Source organism: Brooklawnia sp., from assembly GCF_049651565.1.
Lineage (GTDB): Bacteria > Actinomycetota > Actinomycetes > Propionibacteriales > Propionibacteriaceae > Brooklawnia.
Map to the genome: position 1 here is coordinate 1 of NZ_JBASCI010000075.1, position 4,663 is coordinate 4,663.

Sequence of the window (4,663 nt, forward strand, 5' to 3'; positions counted from 1 at the left end):
CGCCCGTCGCATCATCTTGCGGGCATGGTCACGATGCCAGCCGTTCACCGCGCACAGGTGGTCCAGGATTGCTGACTTCTCCTTCTTGGTTGCTTTCGGCCAGGCCTTAACCTGCGACTGCAACACCTCTCGTCGCTGGGTCATGGTGAGCTCCATCCATCATGGTTCCACCCAGGCGGGCATCCTTGGATGAGGCAACGACCCCGCCCACGCGGGCATTCAGCATGAGTCAACTCGAAGGGTTCCGTGAACGCCGACCCCGGCGTACAGTGGGTGGTGAGGCAGGTTCTCCTCATATTGCGGGTCCTTCGGGACGGCCCTCGGGCACTAACACACGTTCTGCCTCCTCGACGGAGTAACACGTGTGACGAGAGGCCCGTCATGTTCCGCCTTATCTGGACGCTCAGCGTTCGCACCCGCGACTATCTGCACCGCTACATGCCGAGCAACCGACTGCTCGCTGCCATCCGCACCCGACGCGGACTCAAGTGGGGGATACCCGCGATGCTGGTCGCGCTTCCGTACATCCTGATCGCCAGCATCTGCTCTGGCGCGGCAGCCGACGACGGCCCCGGCTGGCTCCACCTCATCGTCCTGTGGGCATGCTGGAACGCACTCAAGTTCATCATCATGGGACCCGTGAGCGTCGTTCTGCTCACTCGCGCACGCCTGCGCGAAGCGACGATCCGTCGTCACCAGCGCCACGAAGCGCTCGCGGAGGCGAACACTCGGGTGCCGGTCCTTCGTGCCTAGGCTCAACCGGCGGCGGACGAGGACGCGGTGATCCGCGAACGACGGCCCCCGTCAGGCCGAATCACGACACCGTGCGAAGCGAGCGCTTGCCGGACCGCCTGAGGCCCCGCCCCGACCTTCATGCCGACCTCTACCAGCGTCAACCCGCTGAGGTAGAGGTCGGCTGCTTCATGGATGCGGGAAGGATCGAACCGTCCACGGCGGATCGTCACCTCCCGACGGGCGAGGTGGGTGGCGACCGTGCGGCGGTTCACTCCGAACACGGATGCCAGCTCCACTAGCGTTGCGCCCTCGCGGTACTGCGCCACCAGATCGTCCACCTGCTCCGGTCGAAGGAGGGTTTGAGCCATCCCAAGTGATCGCACCACTCGCCCCCTGGAGTCGGAAACGGTAGGCTCGGAGGAGCGCTGGTTGTGGTTGTAGAAGCCCCGTGACCTGCGCAAGGACAGGGTTTTCAGGTGTGGGCAGGGGTTCTCAAACTCTCTACGGAGGTCCACGTAAGTTGAGAAATTCGAAACCTGCCCCGCCTGATGGCGGGGCAGGTTCGTTTCTGGGACCGGATGGGTCACCTCGTCCCCGCGCGCCTGGGTGAGGACAGCGGCAACTGGCTCGGCATGTACGAACGCGATGTGTTCGTCCTCGTCGATGATGATCCGTTTGAACAGCGCGCGGTTGAGGATGCGGCGTTCAGCAGGCTGGCACTTGCTGTAGAGGTCGCCGAGGTCGGTGAGCATACCGACGATCTCATCAAGACCCTCGTGCGCGTTCATGTAGGAGTTCGCGAGACTGTCGAGTCGGTTGGTGATCGCGTCGAGGCTGGTGCGGATGCGGTCCTGTTCGGTCTTGAGCAGGTCGAGTGGGATGGCGTCGGCGTAGTGGGCTTGGACGAGCTTGAGGCGTTCGGCTTCGAGTCTGTCGCGCTGGGAGGTCAACACGGCGCGTTCATCGTCGCTGGAGGCTTCGAGCTGGTCGAACACCTGGTGCAGGACCTGACTGACGCGTTCTGCTTCCTCGGCGGTGAGACCGTTGGTGGCGTAGTCGCGTTCGATGCGGTCCTCGATCCGTTCGGCGAGGATCGCCGAACGAGTGCAGCCGTTCTTCTTACGTCGACCTGAGCAGGTGAAGTATTCGTAGCGATCCCCCTGCTTGTCACGGGGCCGTTCGATCATGAGCTTGGCGCCGCACGAGCAGACCACGGTCCCCTTGAGGTAGTGGTCGTATTTCTGAGGCCTCTCGCCCACGGCGTTCTTGGCATCGAGCTGCGTCTGGACGCGCAGCCACGTGTCGGTGTCGACGATCGGGGTGTGGGCGCCCTCATAGGTGACGCCACGGAAGGTGACGGTGCCCTGGTAGTAGGGATTGGTCAGGACCTTGTGCAGCCCCGTGGTGGTGACTGGCTTCGCCGGCTGGGAGGGCGTGGACCGGGTGGTCAGGCCACGGGTCTTCAACTCACGTGCCAGAGAGGACAGGGACCAGTCCCCGGTGGCGTAGGCGGTGAACGCGAACCGGATCAGCTCGGCCCGGTCGGGGTCGAGTTCGACGTCGCGGACTTCTCGGCCCTTGGCATCGGTGGTGCGCACGTTGAGGTAGCCCAACGGTGCCTTGGTCGGGGTGCCGCCGATGGAGGCCTTCTGCGTCATCCCTTTGACGACTTCCTGGGCGAGGTTGAGGGAGTAGAACTCTGCCATCGAGGCGAGGATGCCGTGCATGAGCATGCCTGAGGGTGACTCGTCGATGTTCTCGGTGACCGAGACCAGGGTGATGTTCGCCCCCCGCAGGGTGGAGTGGATGATGGCGTCATCGAGCCGGTTGCGGGCCAGCCGGTCGACCTTGTTGATGATGCAGTACCGCACCGGGTTCGCGGCGATGTAGTCGAGCATCTCCTGCAACGCTCGCCGGCGGGCGGTCTTGGCGGACTCGCCGGGTTCGATGAACTCCTTGACGATGACCGCGCCGAGCTGTTCGGCCTTGCGCTGGGCGGCTTCACGCTGGGCAGGGATGGACAGGCCTTCTTCGAGGCCGTTGCGGGTGGCCTGGTCCTTGGTGGAGACCCGCAGATAGGAGATCGCCGGCGTCAGCCCATCCGGCCTCTCTTCTCGTGCCGACGCCGCCAGTTGGGCTTTGTCGGCGGCCAGCGCGCGCAATGCCGCGAGGTCGATGCCGGAGGGAAGGTCGAGGAACGTCATCAGGTGACCGCCTTTCAGGTGCCCAACGGTGGGTTGGGCGTCTGGGGCGCCGGATGGCGGTCACGTCAGGATTCGAAAAGAACACCCCGAGTAGGGGTTTAGGGGCGGTGCCAGCGACGCCGAGATTCGTCGTGTCGCGTCTGATTCTACCGTCCGGGTGTGAGCAGGTGCCGGAGGTGCTTGCCTGCTTGGGCGGTGACCTCGTCGTCGGCGGCTCGCAGGGCCAGGCGGATGAGGACTTCGGCGATCTTCTCAGCGTCGATCTCCTCACGCCGGTCGAACCGAACGCGGACCGGCCGGTCCGCGTCGGCCCGGTCGGCTTTGCGCCTGTAAGAGCGCACCATCAGCGTGTCCCTTGCTCACGGTCACCGGTGCGATGTCGAATAGTTCCCCCGTGGCGTCGTCAATGGTGGCGAAGAACGCATCTTCGGCGGCTTGCCGCTGCTGGACCTGCTCGTCGATGAAGTCGACGAACTCCTCGTCACGGTCAGCGATCACGACGTCCTCCACGGGTGGTGCGGGCTCTTCACCTGGCCAGATGGTCTGCCGGGTGGGGCGGTCCCGGTCGAGGCGGGTGCCGGAAGCAGCGACCCAGTCGCGCAGCCGCGCCCGGGCGTCGGCGAAGTCGCGGTGCCAGCCGATGGGTGCGGACCCGTTCTGCTCGGGGTCGTAGGCGCACAGCCAGTGCAAGTGCAGGGCGGATAGCTCCCACACCAGTTCGGGGTGGTGGTGCCAGAACGGCGGGACCACCGCGGCGGGAAGCCCGTAGGTGTGGCGCAGCCAGTCGACCCACCGGTTCAGCTCCAGCCATTCCTGCTCCAAGTCGTGGGCGGAGAGCAGGTTCCAGTTGACCGGGTGCGGCGATCCGCCCATCGGCTCAGTGGCCATCAGCTCGCCGAAGTCGTCCTCCAGGTCTTCATCGAGGTCGCTCTCGTCGGGCTCCGGGGCCGGCGTCTGGTCGCTCATGGTGCTTGCGTCTCCCGTTCAGTGGCCCAGCACCGGCGCATCGGCAGCCGGCCGGGCTGGTGGCGGATCGAACGCCCGGTTCTGCTCACGGGTGACGCTCTCGCGCTCTGTGGTCCGGCGGGGTGTGCGATCCACCTCGTAGCGGGTCCGGGCGGTGTCGTGGCCGATCTTCTTGGGCACGAACTCCTCGCCCTCGACCTGTTGCCCGTCGCGGGTGTAGGAGTACTCGTGCGCGTAACCTTCGGCGACGAAGCTGTCACCTTTGGCGAACCGCTCGTAGGCGCGTTCGGCGGTCGCCCGGTACAGCACAAGGTTGCTGAAGCTCGGCTCCAGCTTCGTGAACGATCCGTCCTCTTCGCGGCGGTACTCGGCCACGTTGTCGTTGACCACACCGGCGTCGATGCCGGACCGGATGCTCACCGGGCCTGTCCAGCCCTGCGCCACCAGCGTGGTCTCCAGGGCGGCCAGGTGCGGGCGGGCCATGGACACCAGGCGCCGCTGCGTCAGGTGGATCTGCCGCCCGAGGGGGTCGGTGAGCACCGCGGTGCGGGTGAGCATGCCGCGTCGCAGGTCCAGCTCGCGGCGCTCGCCGGTGATCATCAGACCGTTCTCGGAGCACCAGGGCCCGTCGCCGATGCGCAGGTCCAGGACCAGCCAGTTGGGCGCGTTGACCATGTGTTCGTCCTCCACCTGCCGCCCGTGCACGGTGGAGATCAACCGGTTGTACACCCGGCCAGGTATGTGCCCGGATAATGGGC

3 protein-coding genes and 1 pseudogene are annotated in these 4,663 nt (G+C 65.8%); 1 reads left to right on the top strand and 3 read right to left on the bottom strand.

What is annotated here, in order from left to right:
* Positions 1-381 precede the first annotated feature (381 nt).
* A complete protein-coding gene (locus tag WBL05_RS03625; RefSeq protein ID WP_013601246.1) occupies positions 382-753 on the top strand; it encodes a hypothetical protein in 372 nt (123 codons plus the stop codon).
* Between the two features lie 2 nt (positions 754-755).
* Here WBL05_RS03625 and WBL05_RS03630 read toward each other — a convergent pair whose 3' ends face one another.
* The 3 genes and pseudogenes from WBL05_RS03630 to WBL05_RS03640 form a co-directional block, all read right to left on the bottom strand.
* Entirely contained in the window at positions 756-2,939 is a 2,184-nt protein-coding gene (locus WBL05_RS03630) for a recombinase family protein (RefSeq protein WP_424223802.1), read from the bottom strand.
* 384 nt (positions 2,940-3,323) lie between these two features.
* Positions 3,324-3,827 (bottom strand): annotated as a pseudogene (locus WBL05_RS03635) (hypothetical protein); the annotation flags it as partial.
* Between the two features lie 96 nt (positions 3,828-3,923).
* A partial coding sequence (locus WBL05_RS03640) for a hypothetical protein (RefSeq protein ID WP_424223804.1) occupies positions 3,924-4,663 on the bottom strand: 740 nt, incomplete at its 5' end.